Annotated in this window: 2 protein-coding genes and 1 pseudogene; all 3 read left to right on the plus strand. The window is 36.9% G+C overall.

All coding sequences use genetic code 11. From position 1 onward, the window contains the following. The coding region (locus ACY65O_RS14850) for a proton-conducting transporter transmembrane domain-containing protein (protein WP_462221643.1) at positions 1-910 on the plus strand (910 nt) is incomplete at its 5' end. A gap of 6 nt (positions 911-916) precedes the next feature. Beyond that, the gene (locus ACY65O_RS14855; protein WP_462221644.1) at positions 917-2,395 is read left to right on the plus strand and encodes a complex I subunit 4 family protein; all 1,479 of its coding nucleotides are present in this window, start codon (positions 917-919) and stop codon (positions 2,393-2,395) included. A gap of 44 nt (positions 2,396-2,439) precedes the next feature. Continuing rightward, a pseudogene (locus tag ACY65O_RS14860) lies at positions 2,440-2,818 on the plus strand (NADH-quinone oxidoreductase subunit N); the annotation flags it as partial.

A 2,818-nucleotide genomic window follows, 5' to 3' on the forward strand; every position in this document is an offset into this window, starting at 1 on the left:
CGGCGCTGTATTTCATGTAATGACGCATGCATTCTTTAAAGCCTTATTATTTTTAGGCGCTGGCAGTGTAATACATGCCATGAGCGGCGAACAGGATATGCGTAACATGGGCGGATTAAAAAAATACATGAGCACTACTCACCTTACTTTTTTAATTGGTTGTTTGGCCATTGCAGGTATGCCGCCGTTCTCCGGTTTTTTTAGTAAAGATGAAATACTTGCTCATGCGTTTGAAAAAAATCCTTTGCTGTGGGGTATTGGCGTTTTGGGTGCGTTAATGACGGCGTTTTATATGTTCCGTTTATACGCCATGACATTTTTAGGAAAATTTAGAGGTACGCATGATCAGGAACATCATTTACACGAAAGCCCTAAAGCAATTACTTTTCCTTTAATTGTATTAGCAATTCTTGCATTAGCCGGTGGTTGGGTGGGCATCCCAGAAGTATTTATGCATGGCGGCCACAGGCTCGAAACTTTTTTGGAACCCATTTTTGCCGACAGCAATAAATTAATAACTGCACATCCTTTACCACACACAACAGAATATTTATTAATGGCTGTTTCGGTTATTGGTGCATTAATAGCATTAGTTTTTGCATGGAATAAATTTAGCAAATATCAAAAAACAGATGTTGCCGAAACAGGTTTGGGCAAAGTGCTGCAAAATAAATGGTATGTAGATGAATTGTACGAAGCAGTTATTGTAAAACCATTACAATCTCTTGCGGCATTTTTTAATAACATTGTAGAGAAAAAAGGGATAGACGGTTTTGTAAACGGTGTAGGCAAAGCCGTTAATTATGGCAGCCGCCAGGTGCGTTTATTGCAAAGTGGCCATGTGGGTACTTATGTTTTACTAATGGTAATCGGAATTTTAATTTTATTCATTGTACAATTGTTTTTGTAAAAAGATATGGAGAAATATTTTGGACCTGTCACTTTTCCTGATTTATTAATTTGGCTGCCCTTAATTTTTGGGTTGGTTACATTTATTTTAAGAAAAGAGCAACATGTAAAAGCATGGTCGTTATTTGGATCAATACTTATCTTAATGGTTTCTTCACTCAGCTTGATTTATTCAAATAACAAAGTACTTAATAATGAATCGTGGCAATGGATGCATGAAATTGGCGCTTCTTATTCAATAGGGCTGGATGGTATGGGGCATTTGCTTACTTTTTTAACCGCCTTTTCTTTCCCTATAATTTTTGTAGCTACATATAATACTACTTATAAAAACGTTAATGCTTTTTATGGTTTAATGTTATTGGCGCAGGCTGGTTTAATGGGTGTGTTTACGGCAATGGATGCACTGGTATTTTATTTCTTTTGGGAACTGGCATTAATTCCTGTTTATTTTTTATGCAGCCGCTGGGGCGGAGAAAAAAGGATACAGGCCACTTTCAAATTTTTTGTGTACACATTTGCAGGTTCATTATTAATGCTGATAGGAATTATTTATGTGTACCTGCAAACTACCGGCAATGGTGAAGTGGCTCATTCTTTTGCATGGAACGCTTTTTATAAAGTGGCGCTTACATATCCGCAGCAGTTTTGGTTATTCTGGTTATTCTTTATTGCATTTGCAATTAAGATGCCCATATTTCCTTTTCATACCTGGCAGCCCGATACTTACGAACAATCACCGGCGGCCGTAACAATGGTGTTGAGTGGTATAATGGTAAAGATGGGTGTGTTTGCTGTGTTGCGCTGGTTACTCCCTTTATTTCCGGATGCTGTTGCAAAATATGATACACTCATTATTGGTTTGTCCGTTTTTGGAATGATATACGCCAGTTTAATTGCAATAAAACAGGATGATCTAAAAAGATTGGTGGCCTATTCTTCCATTGCACATATTGGATTGATGTGTGCTGCAATTTTTTCTTCCACATCAATTGGGGTACAGGGTGTAGTGATACAAATGTTCAGCCACGGCATTAATATTATTGGTTTGTGGATTGTGGTGGATTTAATTGAAAAGCAAACCGGAGTTCGAAAAATTTCTCAACTCGGTGGTATTGCACACAAAGCACCGGTGCTAACTATTATGCTGGTGGTAATTGCTTTAGCAAATATCGCCTTGCCATTAACCAATGCATTTGTAGGTGAGTTTATGATGTTCAGCGGCTTGTTTAAATTCAATGTTTGGTATGCAGCCATTGCAGGTGTAAGTATAATTCTTGCTGCAGTATATACTTTAAACATGGTTCAAAAAGTTTTTTATGGCGAAACAAACGCCATTACTGCAACGGTAAAAGAAATAGCATTAAACGAAAAAATAATACTGAGTGTAATTGTGGTGGCTATATTTTTGGTGGGTGTGTTTCCGCAACCTTTGTTTAACTTAACCAAAGATGCAGTAACAGTAATTTTAGGAAAAGGTAAATAATTAACAATAAAAATAAGCAGTCCTCCTTTAGGGGATAGGGGAATATGAACGCAACTATTTTAACAGCAGCCTGGGGAATTGTACTGATGCTTGCCGGGGCATTTATAAAAAATAAAAGCATACCAAAGTATATTGCTATTGGTGGCCTGTTACTTATAATTGCAGCTAATGCAAGGGAATTGTACACAATAAATGAAGGAGAAATTCTTTTTGCAATTGATGTAAAAGATATGCTGCATACCACGGCTTTTAACTTAACTTTTATTACCGTAATGCTGGTTTGTACCTTGTTGTTTTTTTTATTGAGTGGCCGTGATATTGAAAAAGTGGGCAATCATGTGGCAGAATACTTTGCTTTAATATTTTTTGTGCTGTGTGGTGTGTGCATTGTGGCAACTTTTAATACATTGCTCATGTTATTTA

The sequence above is a fragment of the Ferruginibacter sp. genome, assembly GCF_031430955.1.
Lineage (GTDB): Bacteria > Bacteroidota > Bacteroidia > Chitinophagales > Chitinophagaceae > Ferruginibacter.

What these genes read in the sequence shown, in the direction of transcription:
- ACY65O_RS14855 (WP_462221644.1), top strand. Translation starts at nt 917, where the DNA reads ATGGAGAAATATTTTGGACCTGTCACTTTTCCTGATTTATTAATTTGG.